Below are 23,559 nucleotides of genomic sequence, written 5' to 3'. Positions count from 1 at the left end.
TAATATAATTTTATAGTGATCCTAAATTCGTTTTGCCAAGAATGACTTTTCCTCCCAACTCCTCATTTTCATCTTCACAATCAAACAACCTACCCACTGGATAGACATTGTTCAATCCCATCAAGGCTTCTATGAGTTTTACCAGCTCCGGTTCGGGCTGTTCCTGATCTAATGAAGTTTTGGCTTCTAGATAATCCTTATAGGCATCTTCAAACTGCAAGAGTTCATTGTCGGCCGGATCATCCACCTCGCCTTCCCTATAGCCAACCCAGCAAATCTTAGCAAGCACATGGGCAGGCAACTCTTCCTTGATGACCTTTTCCATATAGTTCCTGAAATCCGTATTGGAAAAGCGCATGGTATATCCAGGCAGCACTATACTGACCCTATAAGAATAAGGATCCAAGGGTTCACAATCTGTGCATCCTTCATCGCAAATAGGCAGAAAGGTGTTCTCTGCCGCATTATTGTCGTTGATGTCCGGTCTCAAGAGGATATGCTCAACAAGGAACATCCCTTCCTCGGTAAACACTTCCTTCAAGAAGGTGATAAGATCCAAAATGGAGTTTTTCACAGTTTCCTGAGAACCATAGTAACTATAGCGTTTGGCCAGAATCCAGTCAGGATGGTTTTTATCACCGATAGCGGGATTGATAATGTCATAGCTGTATTTACCTGAGTTGGACTGGTGAACCTGAATGTTGTCCACAACCAAGGGTACTGTAATGTTTTCCTGAAAGGCTGCTTCAATTTTATAAGGGCTGGTTTGTATGACCTGAAGGATCGCAAAGTACATCTCCCTATTGGCCAAATAAGTATCATAATATTCCTCAGTACCCGATAATACAATGGTATTGTCGGCATTCCTGATACGCCATCTATATACTTTATCTCCTAGACTATTGGTCAAGCTGTACATATCCACATAGGATCTCGATAAATGCCTTCTATTGTAATTTTTGACTCCAAGTAGTCTAGCCACTCTTTTTTGAAAACCGGAGACATTGGAGGTGTCCCAAAGTTTATCAGGGTTTTCTGGATGGAGGTTGAATGCTTTGCCTCTATTTGTGCTAACTACCTTATATTCCTTTAGAAAATCCTCCTTGCTTCTGAGTACCATTTCATCTGTGGCTGTGCCATAGAGCAATTTCATGATGAAAGTATATTCTGAAAACCTTTCAGCAAATCGAGACAAAAGGTGGTCTAAAATTTCGTTCCTCCGTTGAAAATTATTGTCCAATTCCTCAAAAAGCTCATTGGTCAATAATTCATCATCATTCATGGGGTAATTATTCACAATCTCATCAAGGTCTTTGATATCATCGATGGCTTGGGTAAAAAATGTCTTGGTGAGGTTTCTGTTAATGGAAAGCAATTGGCTCACCTGTCCCAAGTGTTTGAAATAGCTTCCCAGTATCTGGTCAAAAAACAACAAGTATGCTTTCAGTTGTTTTGCTTGTGATTTTCTGGCTATAGTTGCCCTGTCTGGCAAGCCATATTTACCGATGCCATAAGTTTGGGGAAAGTCATTTTGGATGGTGGTATAATAGTCTGTCTTTAGGTAAGTACCTTTTGGGATTTCTATTTCCTTGTCTTGACTGGCCGCTATGATGGAAGCTTCCTCCTGGGTTTCAAGTTCTTCCAGGTATTTGCTTACTTGAGCTTTATTGATACTTAAAGGAAGAAGACCCTTTTTATAATTGAAGACACTTTTACTACAAAGCAATGGCTTCTCGTAGGGTTTTAGACACATCACCCACTCATTGCCTTCATCCACTTCTCCACAGTTGCCCATGGTGATTTCTTTGATCAGCTTCACCCCAGGCACATCCATGATCAACTGCATAATATCAGAAAGCCTGATTTCACTCCTTAAATTCGCCTCGGACAATTCCTTGTGATCTATAAAGCCATGTTCTAAAATGGGACCATCAAAAATCTCCAAACTTCCATAGCCCTTGTCCATCATTTGTTTGATTGAATAAAAGTTAACGGAAGGAGAGAAATATTTGTCCAAAGCATTGAGCACTAAGGCATGAACCATCTCTTCATCAGCACCAGCCTCTACTTCTATATCTGCACATACCTTCACAGGATACTTATCCACAGGGTGAATGTCGATCAAGTCCTCACAAAGATTCCTGTTTTGATGGTACTTCTTTCTGATCTGTTCTTCTATTTCCTCGATTTCTTCAGCTTCCAGGTCTTCATAGTCGACGTATAAATCATACAATCCATTGAGCTCAAAAGCCTTTTTCTGACCTTGGGGAATAGCGTTAAAGACGTTTGGATCATAGGAAAGCTTTGCGTCCTTACAATTGGCATATACTGTTTTTTCATGCTTGGCCAACCAGCAGTTTTTTACACCTTCAATATCAATAAAGAGTTTTCTGTAATCAATTTCCGTAATTGGGCTGGTGGGCAATACTTCCGATGCCTTGAAAAATTGACTGTTGATATCTTTAGAAGGATCATTGGATGCTAAGATATCCGTAATGGGTAATTCCAGCCTCATCCCTAAATCTGTAATGGCATAGGAAAGCATTTCGAGTATGGTAATGCCTGGATCATGGGAATTATAATCCGTCCATAATTTCCCTCCAAGTTGCTCGATATAAGCTATTCCCAACTCTCTTAGATAATGAAAGTCCAAGTCATCTTTTGTGGAGACCTTTTTGGGAATGCTGATATGTTCTTTTAGTACTGACATGTTTCTGATTCTTCAATACTGGTTTCTGAACACTTTTTAATACTTGTGAAAATGAAATGCTTCTTGGCGGAGACCAGAATATGTTTGGGACTTTCAGGCTTTAGGATCGGCCCAAAGTCCAGTTGGTTCAAATAAGCGATGGAAGTTGGGTCTTCAGGAATTTCTATCTCATTAGGCAGCTTGGCCAATTCTAGCTCTTCCAAATAGTCCACATAGTATAGCTTTTCGACATAATCTATTAAGATGCTGTTATGGAGTTCTGTCCCAAAGGTGATGTCTTGGGTATTATCAAATGCCCATGGAGACAAGAATTTTGTCAAATCTTCATTTAGTTGGCCTTTATAAAAGTTCTCATCATATTGTTGATAGAACTTCACTCCAAGTTTAACCACCACTTTTTCATATTGAGGATTGATCACCTTGGCATTGACTAGCTTGGAGTTGAGCTGGTTCAGGTAAGCTTGGATGTTGTTGAGGACAGCTTTACTTACTCTAGGTTCATAGATGTCAAAAACGTTTTTATTGATGATATCAGGAACCACTACCAGTAATACATGTCCCGGTGCTAAAAAAGAAGTGTCTGAGGTATGATTCAGGCATTTTACCTTATAGATTTCAGGGTATTTCTGCAATACCAAGTGTTCGTAATCCCATAAGGTAATGGCCCTATTTTTATGCCTTAATCGCTCACTTACCCTTCTGTAATAGGCATCATCCGATTCCTCTGGCTGACCACCAAATGAGTTAAAGGGTTGGTTGATACCTTTAATTTGTGGAACCCGAGTAATCAATTTTGAAATACTTCCAGCGGGCAATCCTTTTTCCAAGTGGGAAAGTTCATTGCTATTGTTTTCAAATTCCGCCAAAACAGCTTGGGCTTTTATGTCTATCAACTTACAAACAGCGTCAAAAGTCTTGTGGATTTTCGCTCTGATCCAAATATGTCCTTTCGGTAAAACAGTATTATCCTGATTGGCTTGTTCTGGAATGCTGAACTTAAAAATTCCAGATTTAAGAAAATTGTCTATATTATTTAAGAGGATATTGTTTTCTAGATTTTTCCATTGGTTGTTGCACAGGATTGACCATTCTACTTTTTGCCTTCCAGCAAATGATTCTGCTTCAGGGTTTTCACTTCCCTCCAGAACTTGGATTAATAAGGCTACTTGCTGAGTGGGCAATGCATCTAACAGCCCAATATATAGTTCTCCCCCTTGGCAATAATCCGGTACCAACCAACAGTCATTGGTGGAACTGGTATTTAAAATTTCCTTTTCTTTTGCTTGAATTTTTAGGTATCCATGCTCTTCTGCTTGTCCAAAAGCTGCTTCATGAAACAGTTTGATTCGATTTTTTTCAAAGGCTGTCTGATTCGAGACATTGAAATCAGTGCTTTCCTCAGCCGTATATCCTAATGTGATGGATTCAGCAAACGGCGTATAAGGTTCATTGGGAATAGGCGTTTCCTTATTGGTGTCCATCATGGCCAGTGTATAGAGCCTGGGAAACAAGGAGTGATAAAAAGACTGGTTTAAACTTATTTCTATTGGCCCAGATTTACCCAATTCATATCCACTCCCGTCAGCAACGGTGTTCATCTCAAAATCTCCATTGGTCTTTTGAAAAAGCATCACATTATTTTTTGTTCCAGCTGTATTTGTTTCGGGATGAATACTTAATGTGCCTTTAAAGTGATCATTATTGGGTACAATCCTGTTGCTCTTATCAATTTGGAAATTGGTTTCTAAGTCATCATTGATAGCTTCTGTTCGGATATTCTTTTGAGGGCTTTCTGGCTGGTTGGCTGATCTAAAGACCTTGGAAGTTGCTGCTAAAAACATATGGTCTGTAAATAGCTGCTTGCTGAGAGAAGAAATATATTCAGTTTTATAGGCTTCATAATGTATCCCAAAGTCATCTGGAGTGTTGATCCACTTGATATTTATGCTAGCATGTTTCCACTTTTTCGAAAACATTTCAGGAGAGCTGATCTTGAATGAAGATCCCTTGACCGGTTGGGTGGTAAAAGGGTAAAATGGCTTTTGAGGGTTAAGCTGGCCTGTATCACTATCGATAATCAGAGATTTGACTCCTCTGACATCTACTTTTACATTGATATTACTGATAGCCTTTTTGACAAGCTGCCTAAATAAAAAATGTACCTTTGGCTTATAGGATTCCTCTTCTGTTTTAATCAAAAACCTAACCACAGGGTAGTTGGAGTTGATATTTTCACCCAATGCTTCTTGGTTGTACGGTGTAATAGCATCCTGATCAGAAGGTAAGCTGAAAACACAATTGAGTTGATTACCGGATATGGATGATGAAATGTTGTCATCATCGGTTCCATTGAAAAAGGCCAAGTCTTTGGACAGATTAAAAGGCCCCAACCATTCCTTTTCACCACTACAATAGACCTGAATAAGATTGATCAAGTCATCATCGTTTAATTCAGAGGAAGAGAAATTAAAACTATTTTTGAAACTAATGCTGACAGACACATTCCTCTCACCCTCCTGTAGAGCCAACATAGGGGATGCAATAGCAAAGCCCAAATCGGCTGAATCTAAAGGATCATAGCTTTCCTCTTCCGAACTATAGCCAAATGGCCACCAGTAGGGACTTTCTTTAATCAGAGCTTTGCCTTTTCCATCAAAAGAATTACTTATAGGGCTCTTTTTGATTTCCTGTAAATCATGATCGATATACAGGCTTTTTAATTGGCTGACCTGGGCCTTATTGGCAATCAATTCTTGTTTCGTCTTATAGATTCTCTTTTTTCCTAAGCCATCTTTACCACCATCCAAACTGGTATTGGCTTCTATTTTTTCATCAACACTTTTCTTCGCGATTTCAAAAATGACATGAACTTGATCCGCAACAGGTTCTAGTTTGCTTATTTGAAGCACTTCTTGGTAATAAAAATCAAGGTGCTTTTTTGTTAATCCATTAAGTCGGTCTTTAGAAAGCTCCAATAACCTCAAAAAGCAAATAAAGAGGGTCATGTGGGGAGTAACAGCACTTTCTGACTCTAAGTCAGATAAAGTGGTGGAAATACTTTCTTTTAGTGTTTTGTAACTTGGATCATTCCTTTTAGGAATAGTAGATGAAGCAAGACCAAAATGGTTGAAAAAATCCTGCCAATTACCTGATGGGTTCTGGTCATTCTCGACTTTGAAATAATTGACATTTTGAGCAAAGTTATAGGCAAAAAGTATCCAGTCTTCCACATCAAAATCATGAAGTTCAATGGAATCTGGATCCAGTATTTTAGTAAAACGGTTTTCCTGATCGGTACCATTTCTCTGAAAAATCACATCATCTATATGGTTACAGTTTTCGCTCATTCTAGCTTAAATTTTAAAGATTTGTCCCTTCTTCTTTATAAAAAGGGAATACCATGTTTTTTCTGGAATTGGTACTTCTAATGATATAATTCACGTCGATTAAAACTTTCCCTTCAAGTTCATCACTCTCACTTAGATCAATTTTCAATACATCTATCCTAGGTTCATGGTAGAGAATAGCCTTTCTGATCAATTCTGAGATATAAGTTCTTAGGGTCAGATCTAGCGGTTTGAATAAAAGTTCGTCTAAGTTGCAACCATATGAGGGCAGCATGATCCTCTCACCAAGTTTGGTGCTCAGTAAGATCTCAAGGCTTTTTTGAATATCTATTTCGTCTGAAGTCATGACAACCCCTCTCTTGGGCTTGTTAAACTCTGGAGGAAAACTCCATCCTGTTCCTAAAAATGATTGATCAAAAGCCATATTATCCTCCTATCATTACTGTGGTACATCCTAAAATAATACTGCCACCATGGGCTGTGGTATCTCCCATTCTTGCCGCAGGCATACCTCCAATAAAAACAGAGGAAGAACCCATGATGATGGTGTCTGGAGGTCCTGAGCAAACTGCCATATCCCCTACTCTGGCAGCAGGTAAACCTCCTATAAGTACAGTAGGCTCCCCTGCTGGTAAAATTGGCCCTCCAACATGGGGGACTCCTCCGGGGTGGACCATGGGGCAAGTATGCATATCGGTTATTCTTGCGGCGAATGACATATTGAATCAGTTAATTTGAACTAAAGATCCTTTAACTACAGCAGTAGCACTTGAAGACATTTCCACCCCTGCCGAGCCTTCTGCCTTAAACTGGGCATTGGCTTTAATATTGACATTGGTACCTTCCAAGTTGACATCACCGGACGTCTTGATATTAATATCTCCATTGCTTTCCATCACAATACCTGAACTATCCACCGTTAGGCTATTGCCATTTTCATCTTTAATGACAATGGTTCCTTCATCTTCATCCAAGGCAATCATTTTTCCTGCTGGGGTTTCTATTTTAATGGACTTCTTGTCATCATCAAAAATCAGTTTCATCTCACTTCTGGTGACAAAGCCCTTTTCATGGTTGTCATCACTGGCGGTGATGGGAGCCGGTTTTGCACTGCTATGAAGCATCCCCAACACTACACCATCATTGGGATCATCATTAATAAAGCCTACAATGACCTCGTCTCCTATTTCAGGCCTGAAAAAAGCACCCCGGTTTTCTCCAGCATCTAGGGAAGCTACTCTGCACCAAATACCTTGTTCTTCGTTATTGATGATCGGGATCTGAACCAATATCCGGTCTTCACCGTCAGGATCCTCTTCCAGTTGACTTACAATGCCGATTTGAAGTCCTGAAATAGCAGAGAAAAGTCCTGAGGCTGGCATGGGATTGATATCAAAAGTCTCTGAAAACCAGATGGGATTAAGTCCGAATTGGGCATCAACAGTCCAGTTCCCTTCAGTGATTTGATGTTTTACTCCAGTGACATATACATTGCCATTAAACCTGTCGCCTACTCCTTCCAATTTGATGATGACACCTGGTTTCACCGCAGGAATACCTTGGAACTTCACCCTACCCCTTACTTTGGACATTTGCTGAAACAATTGCTTGGCATCTGCCCAAGCCTGCAATTCAGTATCGCTAACAGCTCCTCCGTGTCGCAGTTCTAGGTTCTCTAAGCCAATAATGTTTGCTAATTCACTAAGGCTTAGGTTTCCATTGCCTTCTGCGCTTGGATTATTGGCTTCTATTTGCAAGACCTCTTGATCTGAATAATTCCAAGCATAGCTAGAAATCTTACTGAATTGATTTCGGGCATCTATTTCTGCATCGAAATCCAACATGGTGGCACCAAAGGTCACAGTTTCCACTTCCGAGGCGGTTAGGTCAGGTTTTTTGATGATCATCTTCCCATCTTCAACCATGCAGAGTTTGCCATTGGCCTGAGCTCTGGACAATACGAAATCCCAATCCGAACAATGGTATTGAACTAACTCTTTGTGCGTCACATCAGTACTTTCTACTTCTTGGTCTACATCATAAGCACCAATGATTTCTTCAAAAACAGCACTGTCACTGCTTTCATAGAAATACCTGCTTTTCCGTCCAATAGTGAGTTTGACAGCTTTGTCTTTACATTCTATGATCAAGAGAGTAGAGTTTTCTCGAATCTTAAGGCTGTGCTTGATGACTATTCCTTTAAAAATCGTTTCTTCGTCATTGTGGTAACCAGCTGTGATTTCTATCTCAGCACCAGGAATTAAAAGCGACTCGTTGCTGAGTTCAAAGTCTCTTTTGGATGCCTCTCCATCGATTAATATGATCGTAGCAGTAGGAACCCTATTAATTTCCTTGTTGACCACCAATTGCTTCACCTGATATTTTTTGGAAAGCTCATTACCATCCACTAATACCTTTTGGGTTACCAAATCGGCACTTTTTGAAGTCTGTATGACGCCACTGTTGTTCATTTTGCTGCTATTTTCTCTATCGGTGGAAAAAATAATTGGTCTCCCACATGAAGTTTCCTAAAGCTGGTGAGGTTATTGACTTTGGCCACCTCCAAATAATATTTGGAATCACCATAAACCCGGTGTGCCATCAATGGTAAAGTATCTCCATCCATAACGGTCCGCAAATGCGTAAGGTCTGGGGACTTGTTGTTCTCCATGGCCACTCTAAGGTCATCTTCGACGAATCCTTGGAATTTAGCCTTGGCAATGGCTCTTATAGGGGCTCCATTGGGTTTGAAAAGCTTGAACTCAATGCTCATTTCCATGAGACTTCCCTTAAAGAGAAGAGAGCCCCATGAGATGATCAGGTAATTGGGTTTGTGCTCATCCCCATTATAATCCAAAATGACTTTTTTGAACTTTTCTATATCGTCAATAATCCCATCTTCAGTAGCTTCATAGCCTTGAATGACTCCTGATCTGTCAAATACAAATTCCAGTTCAAGGTCTTCTGGTAGCTTTTTATTGAATTTTGGAGAAAGATCACTGGTTCCTGAAGCTTGGTCGTTATTGGACTCGATCTTATACTTAAAAGTATATTTCTCAGGATTTAACAAAGTATTGAACTCCCCATCTGCTACTTTATTGTCAAACTGAGGATCACTATAAGCTACAATACTGAGTTTTTTAAGTTCACCATTCATAACATTGGGATTTTGATTTTAGTGAGGTCAATGAAAGCCTATCTTTCCTTTTCGGCAGCTATGATATTCATCACCTGTTCAATACAATTGGAGACTACATCCTGTTTGCCTTTTCCTTGATCTCCTTTGGCGCCTTCTGGCTTCCCTTTTTCGCTATCTACATTGATCTTGATATGTAGTTCTCTGATTTCTATCGGCATGACTATTCGGAGGTATAATAGTTATAAGACAATTCTATGGTTTCAACGACCAGTTTACTTTCTTCGGCATTAAAGTCTTCAACAGACCATTTCACAGGATAGGCATGGACAATTTTCCAAGTATGTAATGGCTGGTGTTCTTCATTTAGAAGCTTTACAGTAATATCAGAAGGTTGAAAAATAAAGTTTTCAATAGCATCCTTACACCATTTGATCACTTTGGAATCAAGCAGCATTCCCCTTTTTAAGACCAAATTTGGGTACTTGGTTCTGACCGGAAATTTGTGCTTAAATCGGTTTTCTCCACCTTCAATGATACTTTCTGTTTCTATATCCACAGATAACCCTCCAACCGATTGAAACCTTTGATCATTATCTTCAGCTTCGATACCGGTAAACTCCACTAAAAAGTGAAAACCAACCGGAGGATAGTAGTCTGCCATTATTTATTCGTTTTGGATCATTAAACCTTCATGAACTAGTTCGATCGACTCGATAGCTGTTTCGTTGCCATCGCCTTTCAAATCTGTGGACTGTACTTTTGTCGGCCAAGCATTTTTAACCTTCCAAACCACCACAGGGTTATGCTCTTCATCTAACAATTTAATTGTGATATCCCGTCGTTCTATGGTGTTGAGCTTCACCGTATTCCACCAGGCAAAATATTCATTGTCACTCTTGAATGTGCCTCTTTTCATGGTGATGTTAGCAAACTTCTGCATTCCTGGCATTTTCTTCTTGCTATATTCGGGCATAGCACCATCTCGGTATTCTATAACCTCCGTTTCAACATCCAAACCAGATACTTCTGTGAAACCGATTTTAGTTCCTCCCCAGTCTACTGAGAAATGAAACTTTGCTAAAGGATAGTCAGCCATAACTTTATGATTTTAAATATTTTAAAACAATTTATTAAACTTATGCTTCAGGCATTTTGTGTGAAAACTTAAGAATAATGAATTCTGCTGGTCTTACTACAGCCATACCGATTTCCACATTCATTCGGCCTTCTAGGATGTCCAAAGCCGTCATGGTTTGCCCAAGGCCTACTCTTACAAAAAACGCTTGCTCAGGTTTGGCTCCCTGAAGTGCGCCTGCTCTCCATTGAAGAATCAAGAAGTTTTCAATCATGGCCCTTACCTTTACCCAGGTATTGGCATCATTGGATTCAAAAACAAATTGTTCTGTCGTCTTCTTGACGGATTCTTCAACCATGTTAAAGAAGCGTCTGACCGAGACATAGCGCCATTCATTGTCATTACCTGCTAAAGTTCGGGCTCCCCAAACCAATATGCCTTTTCCGGTAAATGGGCGGATGATATTAATTGACTTTCCTGCCACTACATCCACATTAAGGCCTTCTTGCTTTTTATTGTCTATTAAGGTTTTGACACCGACCACATTGTTCAAGGAAACATTGGCAGGAGCTTTCCAAACCCCACGGTCATTATCCACCCGAGCATAAACCCCAGCCATCGTTCCACTTGGAGGAAGGGTAAGCAGTTCATTGGAAATGGCGCGGATAATGTTCTTAAGAGGCGGAATAGCTTCTACTGCAGACTCTTGTAAAGTACTTACATAATTATCTGCTGAGGTAACAATCAGATCCATGGCAGACTTAATATTGGTCCACAAACCGATAAAATCGGAAATATTAGGTGTGATGGATTCAATATTTGTCGCTCCGGTAGTGAAATAATCCCCATTGGCAGTTCCTCCTGCTGTATAATCCACTCCCGTTGGTGAAGGAGCTGGTAAGTTTAAAGGCGGTGCAGTAAGAGTGGAACCAGCATCTGCAGAATCGGCATAGATGTCCTGCAAAGCAGTAATGGTGGTATCCAAACTTCCAGTTAATTTGGAAACTAGATAATCAAACAAATATTCGGTGTCACCTGCAGGTGTGCTCACATCTGAAAGGCTTATGGAAACGTCTGTGCCCACTTCTATGGTGTCCCTTACAAAGTCAATGCATTGTGCATAATAATTAAGTAAGGCCTCTAAATTAGCTTTGGAAGGGTTGGTACTAAGTGTAGTGGATAAGCTTTCATATTTGCTTTCATAGGAATTGAATCCGGCATGTAAGCTTTCTTTCTCAGTTGTTATCGCCACTTGATCATCCACTAGATTATCTAAACGATTTGCTAGATCTTTTCCTTCTGGATCAGCTACCAAGTCAGCTAAATCTACCGAACCACCTCCTGAGACCAAATTATCCTTGATGTCTTTATAGTTGACCGCTCTGGGTAGGTTTGCTTTGAGCCAAGGTGAATAAGCAGCTCCATATTTCAGGTAATTAATCCCAATGCCGTTTCTAAAATTGTCAGTAGCATCATCATGGGAGCCCGTATTTTCTTTGAGATCGAAAATACTGAACCTATCTTTCAGCTCGTTACATTGTGCCAACATAGCTTGATGCAATGAATTCATATTGGATTGGCTCATCAAAACAGCATCAGGCGCTAAAAGAATTGTTGGTTCATCCACCTTCTTAATTTCATTTAGACCTTTTATAAAACCTGCCGTGATCCCATCGCCATTTTGTGGCGTTTCACCGTATTTTCCTACTGCAGTGATGTAGCAGTCTCCACCCCCATTTGCGTAGAACATTCTAATACATTCATACATATAGTATTTGTCATCCATCAGAATAGAAGTTACCTGATTGGATGCATCGAGTTCGATAGAAGTGATGTCTATGTCCGGAGCTCCACCATAATACTGGACAAATTCCAGTACGGAGGAAATCTTTGTGGGGACATTTAAAAGATCATCACTTATGGTTTCCTTTGCCATTTTTGTATAGCCAATAAAGGCCGGAATGGCGGTTTCTACCTGTGCCACTGAAGGAGGGAAAATGGAAATTTCCTCGACATAGACACCGGGTGTTTTATATGATGTTGCCATAGTAAAAAGGTTTAAATGAATATTTCTGAATAGAGTTGGTTAGATATTAACTTGACGCTATTAGCGTTTGGATTCGGAAACTGGTATTTATCAGGACTAGGTGGCGAAGATTTGAAATCAGCAGGATCCTCCAATTTGATATATCCATACTTGGTAAGGGGCATTGCCTGTTTGGTCTCTACCTCAAACTCATCTTTTCGATGGATATATTTCCAGATGGTTTTCTGATTATCAAATTGTATTTTAAAGTGAGGCGATGTGTTTTTTAAGCTTCCATCGTTGTTGATCAAACTATCGGCAGTATTGCTTGACTTGATTTGGATACTTAAAATACCACTCAGTAAAAGTGGATTGTCTGCAAAATTGGTCAACAAAAAATCTTTGTTTTTACCCTCATGTAAATAATCGCCATCGATTAATTGATTTTGATTAAACCTTGGAATGGATTCAAAACTTGCAGGATCTGGAAAGGTTGGGGATTCATTGGAAAAGAACATCAGCTTACTCGTATCCAGCTCCAAGGCCGTATAATTTTCAAAGTAAGAGTCAACTATAAACAGGTTGAAATTGAGCCTTAATGAATCCTCTAATGGAATAAAGGGTATACTTTCGTCAGTTGCGCTGACTTTAATGCCGAGAAAAATGCTATTTGGATAAAGTTTGAAAATAATCTTTTGACCACTCATTGCTTTCAAAGTGTCTTGTGTTGGTGTAATCTTTAGGAAACTTCTGAAGTCAAAGTATTTTAATTGTTCAGCTTGTTCATCACTGTTCATGGATGTAAAAGATGTCTCCCCATTGTCCAAAAAGTAATTGTGATAAATGGAAACAGTAGCTAAGGTTTTATAGATAGAAGATACATTCATTTTAATATGTTTTTATAGTTTCTGCCTATTTGAGAAATAACTGCATCTTCTGCGGTGGAAAGATCCCTATTGATTTCAATAAGATTAAGTCGATAAAAAATGGATGGAAGCTGTCTGCCACCCAATGTTCCCCAGATGTAGTTCAGCTCCTCAAAAGTTGGGGTAAACAGTTCCATGGTAAAGCGGAAATTCTTAATTCCACTCATTTCATCCAAATCCCTATCAAAGTTGGTATTGGATTGGGTGAACACTTTTTTTGACTGAAAGAATTCGAGAATTCTTGATAAGTCACTGAGTGACTTTTTGTAAACGCTGCGGTTGGCACAAAAAACCAAGAATAAATTAAGGTTGACGATAGGATTTTTATAGGTGACCTTCGTACCTTCCAAAACATGGTTAGGGAAGTTTTTTAAAGTAACTTCTTCGTTCAGGTTTATCAGGGAAAGAATTAATTTGTTTTTTAAAGCATCAGCATTTTCCTGTTGTGAATCAATCATGGCCACATTCTCGAGGATCACCTCGGAATCTTCCATTTCTAATTCAACAAAATATTGATTTACCTCTCCAGCAATTATCTTGAGAACTTCGAAAATCATTATACAAATTGTTCAACTATAAAAATCCATATCCAATACCACCTAAAAAGAGCAGGTGATTGGAATTGAAACTTGGTGTACGTGCTTTACTGGAGTTTGAAGAATTGAATAAAAATGAAGCTTCAAATCTCATTTCAGTAACCTTGAGAAATAGCCGTGACACTATTGCTCCACTGACTGCCACAACAGCCCTTACAAAATTTTGTATGTTATAAAGTTATATTTTTGCAGTAAAAAATCAAATTAATTATTGCTATAAAATTATTTTTAAAAATATAATTTCGGTACTAAGAAGTTAATTGTTGATTTATTCTAATTACAAACATAGGTTTACTAATCCATCTCCCCGCTTTTTCTAATTTACCTATTTAGCGGTATTTTTTTAATTAGGTAAAATTTAGGGCTTTATTTCTAACCAACTGGCCAACATTATCAATAAATGGAGTTTAAAAAGATATCAATGAATCATATGAACAGTTCGGACAACCATATTTCAGAGCAAACAAAAAGCGACCAATAGATTGGTCGCCAACAAGTATCTTCAATTGAAACTTTAATTTTTAGTCCTTCTTCACATTTGTCCTTGCCCTAAATTTTCCTGATGAATCGTTAGGTTTTGATTGAGATGAATGCCCTGCGTTCTTTGGCTGACCATTATTGCTAGATTTGGTACTAGTGCCTTTTGAATTTGGCTTTCTTGAACGGTTTTTGTTGAATTTCCCTCTGTTTTTTGATTTGAAATTTCCTTTATTGGAATTAGATTTTTTACTAGGTGAATTATACATAGGACCTTCTTCAAATCCTTCCGGTAAAGGTATCCTGTCGATTTCTATTCCAATCAAATTTTGGATCTTATGTAACTTGAAAAGATCCTTTTCATTGACAAAAGTAATGGCCTCTCCCTTTTTGTCTGCCCTAGCTGTTCTCCCTACCCGGTGCACATAATCTTCTGGGTCACTGGGTGTATCATAGTTGATTACTAGTTCGATACCTTCCACATCAATTCCCCTTGAAATAATATCAGTACCTATCAGGATTTTTAATGTTTTGTTTTTGAAACGAGACATGATTTTCTCCCGATCGACCTGATCCAAGTCGGAGTGAAAAGCTTCAACTTCAAACTTTCTTTTCAAGACTTTAAAAATATTCTTCACCTTGTCTTTTGTCGAAGCAAAAATCACCACCGCTTCATAGGCTTTTTGGGACAGAATATTTTCTAGAAGCTTTTCCTTTTGTTGATCATAAGCGAGATATGCCATTTGGCTGACTCCCTCGGCCGTTTTACTGATGGCAATATTGATTTCTACAGGAGATTGAAGGATCTTTTTGCTAAACTGCCTGATTTTGGGAGGCATAGTGGCTGAAAAAAGGACAGTTTGTCTCTGCGTAGGAAGATAGTTAATGATTTTCAATAAGTCATCTGAAAATCCCATATCCAGCATTCTATCTGCCTCATCCAATATGAGGTGCTCCAAACTATCCAAGTTGATTTTTCCTCCTGCAAGAAGGGCTATCAATCTACCGGGTGTGGCCACGACAATTTCAGTACCATGCTCAAGGGCCTTTTTCTGTTGCTCCCAAGCCAAACCATCCCCCCCTCCATAAATTGGAATGGAGCTGATACCTACAAAATAGGCAAGTCCCTGAATTTGCTGATCTATTTGAATGGCCAACTCTCTGGTAGGAGCTAAAATTAGAGTGTTTAATTTACCTTCGTCTTTTTCGGCTATTTTGTGTAAAACTGGTAAAATAAAAGCAGCAGTTTTGCCTGTTCCTGTCTGAGCACAAGCAATTAGGTCTTTACCTTCTAATATTTCCGGAATGGCCTTTTGTTGTATCGGAGTAGGCTTGCTGAATCCCATTGCATCAAGACCTTCTTGTAGGGAATCATTGAAATTAAAACTATTGAAATTGTCTATTTCCATAAAATAATGAATGTTTGTCCGAAGTCATCAACCCTTCAAGTAAGTTCAATAGGGTTTAAGTACTAAAAACTGACTGGGATGGGAGTTACTACTATCGGAACATGTCCTATAAGGGACGTGTCTGGATTTTGTCAAAGGGTTGAATGTAAATAAAGCTTTGACACTGACAAATATAACCAATGTATTGAAGTAATCGATCTTTAATTAAAGTATAATGCTATCATTTACGCATTAATTGAACTGTATCAACCTTAATTTGAAAATAAGGTCTCTAAAATCTTGAAAGTAATCAGGTAAGTAGGCTTCACTCCTTCCATTCCGAGACTCCCCGAAGCTAATGTGCTTCCTGTTTTTAATGGATTATCGGAAGCATAATAGGCATAGAGAACCTTTACGTTTTTCCGAATACTTCTTCTGATCTTACTGGCTGATTGGATGGCCTTTTGATAGTGGGCTCCTTCCATTTCCAGCCCAATAGCTTTCCATGATGATTCCATAAAATAATTGAGCACATCTTTGTTTTGCAGAGAGGTACCTAGGACTGTGATCATAGGACCTTCATAAACCCCTAAATCATAACCTTTAAAATCATCAGGCTTCAATTGATTTTTAAAAGGATAATTATCTGCAGTTCCTTCAAAAACATGACTGCTGGGGATCATCAAATCCCCTTTGTTACCTTCTAAAATGCCTGCTTTCCCCATGATAGATGCTGACACCACGTCCAAAGGAATTGATTGATTCCCCACCTCAAATGGCTTCAACAATTCGTCAAAACATTCGTAAGCTTGTTCTCCAAATGCATAATCCATCACAACGATAACAGGTTTCTTTTTGTCATCCTCAGGAATTTTTACGCCTGGAATCAATGTCTCAGCAACCATTTTGGATGTATCAATGATCTGAGCGCCTATATTGGTACCTGAGATATCGGGGATGTTCACAAAACCATGTTTCAGTGCGTATTTTTCGATTTCCTTGGCTTTGTTGTTTTTATTGTCCAAACTGATATCTATGGCCATTTGCTCTATGTCTTCAAATGTAGATAGGTCTAAAGCTTGATGTCCATAAATCGTATTGACAACACTATGAAGGTTGGCACTGATGATGTGGATGGGACGATGGAGGAGGTCATGCTCATCCAAAATTGATTTAATGTTTTGAGCCCACATTTCTCCGTAGACATGATGACCTATCCTTTCCCTTAGGGTAGCTGAAAATGAGATTTCACGGTCATTGTCATTGAGTGCTTCATCAATGGAGAGCCTTCCCAAATGGTATACTATGGAGAATAAACTATTGGAGTTTCTTGAAGACTCAAATTTCTGGATGGCTTGATGTGTTTCATCAAAAGTCCTGCCTGTAAGATGACTCAGGTAGGAACAGGCTGCTTCTTTGTCGTAAGGTTCCCCTTTTTCTTCCTGTTGAACTATCTTTTTGAGCATATTCCAGTTCAAGTGGATTCTACCTTTGCTATCAGTACTATTCCTTCTGATCTTTTCAGCTTCAATATATAAAAAAGTAAGGTGGGTAAGGATATCATAAATATCACTTTTACCACGTGTCATTTCTACAAACATCTGGTCTTTATCCACCCTATAGCAATTTCTCCTCCTTTTGCTCGGAATCAATTTTTCAAAATCTGAATTTTCATATCCTTCCCGGCTGATCAACCTGATATAACGGCATTCTTCTATTCCACGCGGCAGCCTTTCCATTATATACAATAAGCCATCCAGTTCTACTTTTTCTATTTCTGAAACCAAACCATAAATTTCAGGCCTAAGGATCAATAAGGCATTGATCAGTGACTCTCCAGAGACCCCCAGAGGCTTGTAGGTACCTCTCATAAAAAGGTGTCTCATGGTAATGTATAACCTTTCAATGGCTGCTCTTGACTCTTGTGCTCTGGTTCTCATAATCGATTTTTGTTAAACAAATTAAAACATCACTGCTGGATAAAAAATCAAGGCATTAGACTTTTTCAACTGTTGATGGGATACAAGGGCTGCTTTTGCCTGTCTTTTACTTAAATCAGCTTGGTGTGTTGACCAAAAACTCTTTTCAGTTTCTCTACTTTAGGCCTAATGATAAACTGGCAGTATGGCTGGTTTTTATGACTTTCATAATAATTGAAATGATAGTTTTCGGCCGGATAGAAATTATTAAAAGGAGTTATTTCTGTGACAATGGGCTTATCGTATATTTCCGCTTCCTCTATAATCTTCTTGAATTCTTTAGCTGTATTTTTTTGGGAATCAGAATGATAAAATATGGCTGATCGATATTGAGGCCCTACATCAGCGCCTTGTTGGTTGAGGGTGGTTGGATCATGGGTCGCCCAGAATACCTCCAATAAATCCTGAAACGAAATGATCTTTGGGTCATACAAAAACTGTATTACCTCAGCATGGCCAGTTGTTCCAGTAGTAACCTTTTGGTAACTTGGATTTTCAATGTGCCCACCACTGTATCCTGGTTCTATTTTGGAAATGCCACGAAGGTTTTGATAAACAGCTTCTATACACCAAAAACACCCGGATCCCAAAGTGGCCACTTCAAGGCCATCGGGAATATTTTCAACTGAAGTTTGAGGAAGTTTCACCATTCTTTTTAAACAATTATTGCCCTCATTGCCTGCATGGTCAATGTTTTACTTTATTGATTTCCCAGTTTTCAGAGAGCATTATTTTACCTTTTTGCTTTAACCCTTGAGCAGCTAATTGAATTTCTTTTGTAAATTTCTCCCAATCTTGTGGATAGATCCATTGAATCACCTCATTGCATAAAAAAGGCTTTTCTCCTTTCTGCCTGCACATTTCTAAAATAGCTATTTCAAGTATATTATCCATGATCAATAGATTAAAATAGTTTTAATTGTCCATTGGGATTGAAGGCATCATAGTTAAAATCAGGCATGGACCTATCCTTCATATATTTTTGTTTGGCGGTACTGAAAATTTGATGGATCATTTCCGCAATAACCCCATTGCCTTTAATTCTTCTGCCCCACACCGTGTCGTTCAATTTACCGCCGTGTAATTGCCCTATTTGATGAAGTACTTTGGTGGCTCTATCAGGGTAATGCTCATTGATCCAATGCTTGAAGACTTCCTTTACATTTCCATTTAAACGGACCACTGTATATCCTGCAGCTAAAGCGCCAGCATCAGCACTTTGTTGAATGATATCGGAAATGTCTGTCGTGTTTAAAGCTGGAATAATCGGAGCAACCATAATGCCACAAGGAACACCTCTATCTGTCAATGTCTTGATAGCTGCTATTTTCTTTTGCCCTGTTGCTGTTCTAGGCTCCAACAAAGCTTTGAGTTGGTGATCAAGATGGTTGATGGAGAAATAAACATGCACCAGCTGCTTGTCAGCTAATTTTGCCAGAATATCTTCATCACGTAGTATCAAGGTATTTTTTGTAATGACACTCACGGGGTGCCCCATTTCCAAACACAGTTCAAGTATCTTTCTGGTCAATTTAAACTTACGTTCTGCAGGTTGATAGCAATCCGTATTTCCAGAAAGCATGATAGCTTGAGGCTGATGCCCTTTTTTCTTGAATTGTTGCCTTAATACTTCCACAATATTGGTTTTTACCATGATATTGGTTTCAAAGCCTAAACCAGCATCAAAGCCCCAGTATTGATGTGAATTACGCGCATAGCAATAAATACAACCATGCTCACAGCCTTGGTATGGGTTTACAGAATAATTTAAGGGCAGATCAGGGCTGTCATTTTTACTCAAGCCGCCTTTAGTGTGTTCTATGTAAAACTTTGTTTGGGGTTTGTTTAGGTATTTCTCTTCATCCAAACCTTCTATATGCGCCAAGACTTCCCTTCGCTTTAAATAAGGGTTATCTGGTGACATACTTGCTCCTCTTCCTTTGAATACATCCTTGTTCATCATTTCAATTTAAACTTATGAAAATGAAGCGCAAAAGCTGTAGACAGAAAATGTCTCAAAAAGGAAAATTTAGCATTATAGGGTCCAATTAATTGTCCTTAGTTGCAAATAATAATGAAAGCCGGCGGAAAATTTTTAAGGGTAAATGCAGTTCTAATGCTTTGGAAATGGTTGGCAAATTGGAATTTTAGCAAGTATGAATAACAAATTTGTATAAAATAACCGTTTTGATTCAGGTGCGAACGTGTTTTTTTGTAAATTTCGTTGCGAGATTCTTTTGGAATGAGACTAAAAGGAAGTGAAGATAGAATCAAATCAGCAGACTTACCATCAAGGTATCGATCCATATTTTCAGCTGAATCACATATAATATGGACATTGTCTTGCGGGAATTCTTTCTTCAAGTTTTCGCAAAAAGGTTTACTAATTTCAAAGACTAAAAGTTTTGCATCTTTATCCATGCGATTAATTATTCCACGTGTTATGCTTCCATCTCCCCCACCCAATTCTACTATTATTTTGGCTCCTTCAAAATCAGCAAAAGATAGCATTTTGTTAACCAGAGATTTAGAACTAAAAGTTACAGCGCCTGTAGTTTTTATGTTGGCAAAGAGTTCTTTAATTAAGGAACTTTTATTCATTTTTAATCGTCAAATTTATTTTACAATATAGTTATTTTGTACCAAAATTTTCTTGAATTGAAACCTTAATGAGTTTCTAAATTTCATTTTACACGAAAGAACAATGGCCCAAAAAACGGTTATTCAATCCAACTTATTCAGTAATATTACTAGTAATTTGAATAAATTCTGGCAAATCAGTACTATTTTCCTAATGCTTCTGATTTTGCTGAGCATAGTGGAAGTCTTCTGGATTGGTAATACTCATGGACTTGACCCAATTTCAAATAAGAGCATTTTAATGGGGAACCTTCTCCAAAGTTTCCAATGGGGCTTATACACAGTTGGAATATTTTTTATTATTCAAATGCTCATTGGACTGCTTCTGCCTAAAGTATCTTATTTTATTTACAAGCTCATATTAAGTTTATTGATCCTAGGACAGATATCTCTTATTTTTTATTTCTCAGAGACATTGGTTCCACTTGGGGCAGATTTCTTTACGTATTCTTTTGAGGATTTAATAGAAACTGTTCAAGCTGCTGGAGCACTAAATATTTATAGTGTGTTTGCTTCAATCTTTGCTTTGGTTCTCATATTTCTATCTTTAAGTGCAGGCAGATTTATTAAATTTAATTTCAAAACAACGATTGTTTTTTCAGTTTTCACTTATGCTTTTCTTTTGGTTTTATTAATCATTCCTATTGATAAATCCGGAGGTTTATCAGGATTAGAAAGCAACCTAGCTGAGAACAAGTCTTTGTTTTTCTATCAAGAATCGTATGATTATTTTTCGAAGTCCCAAAATATCTATTTTGACTTCTATTTGGAGAATAGTTCTAGTCAAAGAGGCTTGGTTCAAAAAGAATATATTGACCCTTCTTATCCATTTTTACATATAAATAATTATCCAGATGTTTTAGGGCCTTATTTCTCGGAATTCGATACAATACCTGACTTGGTGTTTATAATTGTAGAAGGATTAGGTAAAGCCTATTCAGGCCCAGGTGCCTACTTGGGAAGTTGGACACCTTTTTTAGATTCTTTAGCAGATCATAGTTTGTATTGGAAAAACAATCTTTCCACAACTGGAAGGACATTTGGGGTTTTATCTGGAATCTTTGGAGGATTACCTTTTGGTAGAAATGGTTTCATGGAAAAGACTCCAGTACCTTATCATTCCACAATGCTTTCCTTGCTAAAAAAGGACGGTTATCAAATTAATTATTACATTGGGGCGGATAAAGAATTCGACAATGCTGCTACCTTTATGAACTACCAAGGAGTAGATAATTTGGTAGATATAGATAAGTTTGATCCTGAGTTCTCAAAGTCACCATCTGTTTCTGGCTTTTCCTGGGGCTATGCTGATAAGGAAAACTTTAGAAATGGCTTAAAAAAGCTTCCCAATACGGATCAGGCTCAAGTGAACATTTTTCAGACAATGTCTTCACACTCTCCCTTTGTTATTCCAGAGCAGGACTTTTACAACAAAAAATTTGAAAAATTCCTGAATGAAAAAGGCTATAGTCATCCTACCATTAAACTTGAAAATTATAAAGCAGAACTAGCCAGTGTTTTATATGTGGATGACGCTATTAAGGAGTTTTTTAAAGCCTACTTAAAAAGAGAAAAAGCAACAAATACCATTTTCATCATTACAGGAGATCATAGATTACCAGAAATCCCAATGTCCACTAAAATTGATAGGTTTCATGTTCCCTTAATCATTTACTCTCCAAAATTAGAAAGAGACAAATACATGGACGCCGTCAATACTCATTTTGAGATTGCTCCTAGTTTGCTTGCTTTCCTTCAGCATAACTATGATTTAAAATTACCTGAGACAGTGGCTTGGAGAGGAGCTGTATTGGATACTGCAGCTCAATTTGAATCAAAAATTACTCACGCTTTAATGCGGAACAAATATCAGTTTGGAGATTACCTGGATGGAAATTACTTTATTTCTGATAAAGATCTTTATGTGCTTTCTGACAATATGAACATTGATCTAGTGGATAAACCAGAAGTATTTTCAAGGCTTCAGAATAGTTTTGAAGAATATAAGGCAAAAGACAATTTTGCAATGGAGAACAATGCTATTTTACCTCAATAACACAATCATTTTACATTAATTAGATGTTCATCTAGAATTGTTTTGATCAATGGAAAATAATAGTTCCAATAGAATGAAGTTCGATTGGAATAGTCGTTTTTATCATTAATAATTTTATAAATAGTAGGCACACCAAAAAACGGTGCTGAACTAAATGGAATAGGATTATCGGCATAATCTCCGGCAAAATAATATATTTTGCCTTTACCATTATTTTTAACGATCGTAGCTGGAAAATACCTTGGTAATCCCATTTCTTTTAGTTTTTCTTCACCACTTTTTGTTGGAGCTACATCGATATAACTAATCACCTCATAAGACCTATCTATCCGAAGTACTTCAAACCAATACGGGTAATTTGTTTCTTTAGGAATATCAAACTTTTGTTGGCTTTGGAGAGTAGAAATAACTTTTGGTACCTGATTGGTGATATCTTCTCCAAATTTTAATACTTCAATTCTTCCATCTTCACTTACAAAAACTTGAGCGGAACCTTCGAAATCCCAATTTCCATCATGTTGCTCTTTATAATTATTGATAAGCCATTCGGGAATTTCTTCGTTAAGTTCTGGGTTTAGCTCATCAAAGTACCTACTGATCCACCCTGTCCACTTGAAATTCATCAGGTTTTCAAATTGATTTCTCAAGGCAAAAGAAGTGGGAGCTCCCATGCTATTAAATTCTGCGATAAACAAAGCTTCATTATCGATGACTTTCTGAGCTAATTTAAGGTCATTGTTGGATAATCCTCCATAAATTTTTCTGGAAAATTCAAGTTCACTTTTTGAGTTAAAATCAGCTTCATAAACCCCATAAGTATCAGCTAAGTATAGCAAATCTAAAACATTAGCCAACGAGTCAATTTTTTCATCACTGTAATACCGTAGACTTTTAACCTTATGATCTCCATTCTCTTTCGGGTAGAACCCTAAATAGTCTTTGTCGTATTGGTAAAATTGTCCATCTTTTCTTCGTACTCTAAGATGCTTTAATGCCCAAAATAAAGAACGATGTTCTAAACGACCTTGATGAGGGACGGTTTTGTCAATTACCAAAACATCCATCTTGGAAGATGGTTTAACCTTCCACATCAGATGGCTTATCCCAGGAATTACAATTAAAGGAGTAATCACTATCAGAAATGTAGTGAAGATTAAGCGAAGACCACTTTTGGTAAACTTATAAGGTGATTGGTTAGAA

The 23,559-nt window shown here is 38.0% G+C and carries 20 protein-coding genes; 1 reads left to right on the top strand and 19 read right to left on the bottom strand.

Annotated features, from left to right (window positions below; all coding sequences use genetic code 11):
• Positions 1-10: 10 nt before the first annotated feature.
• The 18 genes from JL001_RS17680 to JL001_RS17595 form a co-directional block, all read right to left on the bottom strand.
• Entirely contained in the window at positions 11-2,710 is a 2,700-nt protein-coding gene (locus tag JL001_RS17680; protein ID WP_200978580.1) for a hypothetical protein, read from the bottom strand.
• On the bottom strand, positions 2,698-6,057 hold the full coding sequence (locus JL001_RS17675; protein WP_200978577.1) for a baseplate J/gp47 family protein: 3,360 nt from the start codon (positions 6,055-6,057) through the stop codon (positions 2,698-2,700). The genes JL001_RS17680 and JL001_RS17675 overlap by 13 nt, the downstream gene beginning before the upstream one ends.
• 13 nt (positions 6,058-6,070) lie before the next feature.
• A complete protein-coding gene (locus tag JL001_RS17670) occupies positions 6,071-6,481 on the bottom strand; it encodes a GPW/gp25 family protein (protein WP_200978575.1) in 411 nt (136 codons plus the stop codon).
• A 1-nt stretch (position 6,482) separates the two neighbouring features.
• Positions 6,483-6,776, bottom strand: coding sequence for a PAAR domain-containing protein (locus JL001_RS17665; protein ID WP_200978573.1), 294 nt, complete (start codon positions 6,774-6,776; stop codon positions 6,483-6,485).
• A gap of 6 nt (positions 6,777-6,782) precedes the next feature.
• The gene (gene vgrG / locus JL001_RS17660; protein ID WP_200978571.1) at positions 6,783-8,528 is read right to left on the bottom strand and encodes a type VI secretion system tip protein VgrG; all 1,746 of its coding nucleotides are present in this window, start codon (positions 8,526-8,528) and stop codon (positions 6,783-6,785) included.
• Complete coding sequence (locus tag JL001_RS17655; RefSeq protein WP_200978569.1) at positions 8,525-9,214, bottom strand: LysM peptidoglycan-binding domain-containing protein; 690 nt, start codon at positions 9,212-9,214, stop codon at positions 8,525-8,527. The genes vgrG and JL001_RS17655 overlap by 4 nt, the downstream gene beginning before the upstream one ends.
• 38 nt (positions 9,215-9,252) lie before the next feature.
• Positions 9,253-9,414 (bottom strand): DUF5908 family protein, encoded by a 162-nt coding sequence (locus JL001_RS17650; protein ID WP_200978567.1) that lies wholly within the window; start codon positions 9,412-9,414, stop codon positions 9,253-9,255.
• Between the two features lie 2 nt (positions 9,415-9,416).
• The gene (locus JL001_RS17645; protein ID WP_200978565.1) at positions 9,417-9,857 is read right to left on the bottom strand and encodes a phage tail protein; all 441 of its coding nucleotides are present in this window, start codon (positions 9,855-9,857) and stop codon (positions 9,417-9,419) included.
• Positions 9,858-9,860: 3 nt separating this feature from the next.
• Positions 9,861-10,292, bottom strand: coding sequence for a phage tail protein (locus tag JL001_RS17640; RefSeq protein ID WP_192010158.1), 432 nt, complete (start codon positions 10,290-10,292; stop codon positions 9,861-9,863).
• 40 nt (positions 10,293-10,332) lie between these two features.
• Positions 10,333-12,318, bottom strand: coding sequence for a phage tail sheath C-terminal domain-containing protein (locus tag JL001_RS17635; RefSeq protein ID WP_236252879.1), 1,986 nt, complete (start codon positions 12,316-12,318; stop codon positions 10,333-10,335).
• Between the two features lie 11 nt (positions 12,319-12,329).
• Positions 12,330-13,184 carry a hypothetical protein gene (locus tag JL001_RS17630; protein ID WP_200978563.1) on the bottom strand — a complete coding sequence of 285 codons (855 nt, stop codon included), beginning with the start codon at positions 13,182-13,184 and terminating at the stop codon, positions 12,330-12,332.
• A complete protein-coding gene (locus JL001_RS17625; protein ID WP_200978562.1) occupies positions 13,181-13,780 on the bottom strand; it encodes a DUF4255 domain-containing protein in 600 nt (199 codons plus the stop codon). Before JL001_RS17625 ends, JL001_RS17630 begins: the two co-directional genes overlap by 4 nt.
• A gap of 560 nt (positions 13,781-14,340) precedes the next feature.
• The gene (locus JL001_RS17620; RefSeq protein ID WP_200978560.1) at positions 14,341-15,705 is read right to left on the bottom strand and encodes a DEAD/DEAH box helicase; all 1,365 of its coding nucleotides are present in this window, start codon (positions 15,703-15,705) and stop codon (positions 14,341-14,343) included.
• 251 nt (positions 15,706-15,956) lie between these two features.
• Positions 15,957-17,624 carry a hypothetical protein gene (locus JL001_RS17615; RefSeq protein WP_200978558.1) on the bottom strand — a complete coding sequence of 556 codons (1,668 nt, stop codon included), beginning with the start codon at positions 17,622-17,624 and terminating at the stop codon, positions 15,957-15,959.
• A gap of 110 nt (positions 17,625-17,734) precedes the next feature.
• Positions 17,735-18,313 carry a peptide-methionine (S)-S-oxide reductase MsrA gene (gene msrA, locus JL001_RS17610; RefSeq protein ID WP_200978556.1) on the bottom strand — a complete coding sequence of 193 codons (579 nt, stop codon included), beginning with the start codon at positions 18,311-18,313 and terminating at the stop codon, positions 17,735-17,737.
• Between the two features lie 37 nt (positions 18,314-18,350).
• On the bottom strand, positions 18,351-18,557 hold the full coding sequence (locus JL001_RS17605; protein ID WP_200978554.1) for a hypothetical protein: 207 nt from the start codon (positions 18,555-18,557) through the stop codon (positions 18,351-18,353).
• A gap of 10 nt (positions 18,558-18,567) precedes the next feature.
• Positions 18,568-19,626: a PA0069 family radical SAM protein gene (locus JL001_RS17600; protein WP_370567391.1), complete on the bottom strand. Its 1,059-nt coding sequence runs from the start codon at positions 19,624-19,626 to the stop codon at positions 18,568-18,570.
• A 95-nt stretch (positions 19,627-19,721) separates the two neighbouring features.
• The gene (locus JL001_RS17595) at positions 19,722-20,264 is read right to left on the bottom strand and encodes a class I SAM-dependent methyltransferase (protein ID WP_200978552.1); all 543 of its coding nucleotides are present in this window, start codon (positions 20,262-20,264) and stop codon (positions 19,722-19,724) included.
• Between the two features lie 193 nt (positions 20,265-20,457).
• On the opposite strand from JL001_RS17595, the gene JL001_RS17590 reads away from it, so the two are divergent.
• Positions 20,458-22,359, top strand: a complete 1,902-nt coding sequence (locus JL001_RS17590; RefSeq protein WP_236252878.1) for an LTA synthase family protein — start codon at positions 20,458-20,460, stop codon at positions 22,357-22,359.
• A 5-nt stretch (positions 22,360-22,364) separates the two neighbouring features.
• Here the strand turns inward: JL001_RS17590 and JL001_RS17585 are convergent, their stop codons facing one another.
• A complete protein-coding gene (locus tag JL001_RS17585; protein ID WP_200978549.1) occupies positions 22,365-23,450 on the bottom strand; it encodes a hypothetical protein in 1,086 nt (361 codons plus the stop codon).
• Positions 23,451-23,559: the final 109 nt, after the last annotated feature.

The organism is Echinicola sp. 20G, from assembly GCF_015533855.1.
Lineage (GTDB): Bacteria > Bacteroidota > Bacteroidia > Cytophagales > Cyclobacteriaceae > Echinicola.
This window is presented reverse-complemented; position numbering and strand designations above follow the sequence as displayed.

Bases quoted from the DNA above. Each gene is read 5' to 3' on its own strand.
- JL001_RS17650 (WP_200978567.1), bottom strand. From the start codon at position 9,414: ATGCCGATAGAAATCAGAGAACTACATATCAAGATCAATGTAGATAGC.
- JL001_RS17640 (WP_192010158.1), bottom strand. From the start codon at position 10,292: ATGGCTGACTATCCTTTAGCAAAGTTTCATTTCTCAGTAGACTGGGGA.
- JL001_RS17665 (WP_200978573.1), bottom strand. From the start codon at position 6,776: ATGTCATTCGCCGCAAGAATAACCGATATGCATACTTGCCCCATGGTC.
- JL001_RS17625 (WP_200978562.1), bottom strand. From the start codon at position 13,780: ATGATTTTCGAAGTTCTCAAGATAATTGCTGGAGAGGTAAATCAATAT.
- JL001_RS17680 (WP_200978580.1), bottom strand. From the start codon at position 2,710: ATGTCAGTACTAAAAGAACATATCAGCATTCCCAAAAAGGTCTCCACA.
- JL001_RS17600 (WP_370567391.1), bottom strand. From the start codon at position 19,626: ATGATGAACAAGGATGTATTCAAAGGAAGAGGAGCAAGTATGTCACCA.
- JL001_RS17630 (WP_200978563.1), bottom strand. From the start codon at position 13,184: ATGAATGTATCTTCTATCTATAAAACCTTAGCTACTGTTTCCATTTAT.
- JL001_RS17615 (WP_200978558.1), bottom strand. From the start codon at position 17,624: ATGAGAACCAGAGCACAAGAGTCAAGAGCAGCCATTGAAAGGTTATAC.
- JL001_RS17635 (WP_236252879.1), bottom strand. From the start codon at position 12,318: ATGGCAACATCATATAAAACACCCGGTGTCTATGTCGAGGAAATTTCC.
- JL001_RS17585 (WP_200978549.1), bottom strand. From the start codon at position 23,450: ATGTGGAAGGTTAAACCATCTTCCAAGATGGATGTTTTGGTAATTGAC.
- vgrG (WP_200978571.1), bottom strand. From the start codon at position 8,528: ATGAACAACAGTGGCGTCATACAGACTTCAAAAAGTGCCGATTTGGTA.
- JL001_RS17655 (WP_200978569.1), bottom strand. From the start codon at position 9,214: ATGAATGGTGAACTTAAAAAACTCAGTATTGTAGCTTATAGTGATCCT.
- JL001_RS17620 (WP_200978560.1), bottom strand. From the start codon at position 15,705: ATGGAAATAGACAATTTCAATAGTTTTAATTTCAATGATTCCCTACAA.
- msrA (WP_200978556.1), bottom strand. From the start codon at position 18,313: ATGGTGAAACTTCCTCAAACTTCAGTTGAAAATATTCCCGATGGCCTT.
- JL001_RS17590 (WP_236252878.1), top strand. From the start codon at position 20,458: ATGCTTCTGATTTTGCTGAGCATAGTGGAAGTCTTCTGGATTGGTAAT.
- JL001_RS17670 (WP_200978575.1), bottom strand. From the start codon at position 6,481: ATGGCTTTTGATCAATCATTTTTAGGAACAGGATGGAGTTTTCCTCCA.
- JL001_RS17605 (WP_200978554.1), bottom strand. From the start codon at position 18,557: ATGGATAATATACTTGAAATAGCTATTTTAGAAATGTGCAGGCAGAAA.
- JL001_RS17675 (WP_200978577.1), bottom strand. From the start codon at position 6,057: ATGAGCGAAAACTGTAACCATATAGATGATGTGATTTTTCAGAGAAAT.
- JL001_RS17645 (WP_200978565.1), bottom strand. From the start codon at position 9,857: ATGGCAGACTACTATCCTCCGGTTGGTTTTCACTTTTTAGTGGAGTTT.
- JL001_RS17595 (WP_200978552.1), bottom strand. From the start codon at position 20,264: ATGAATAAAAGTTCCTTAATTAAAGAACTCTTTGCCAACATAAAAACT.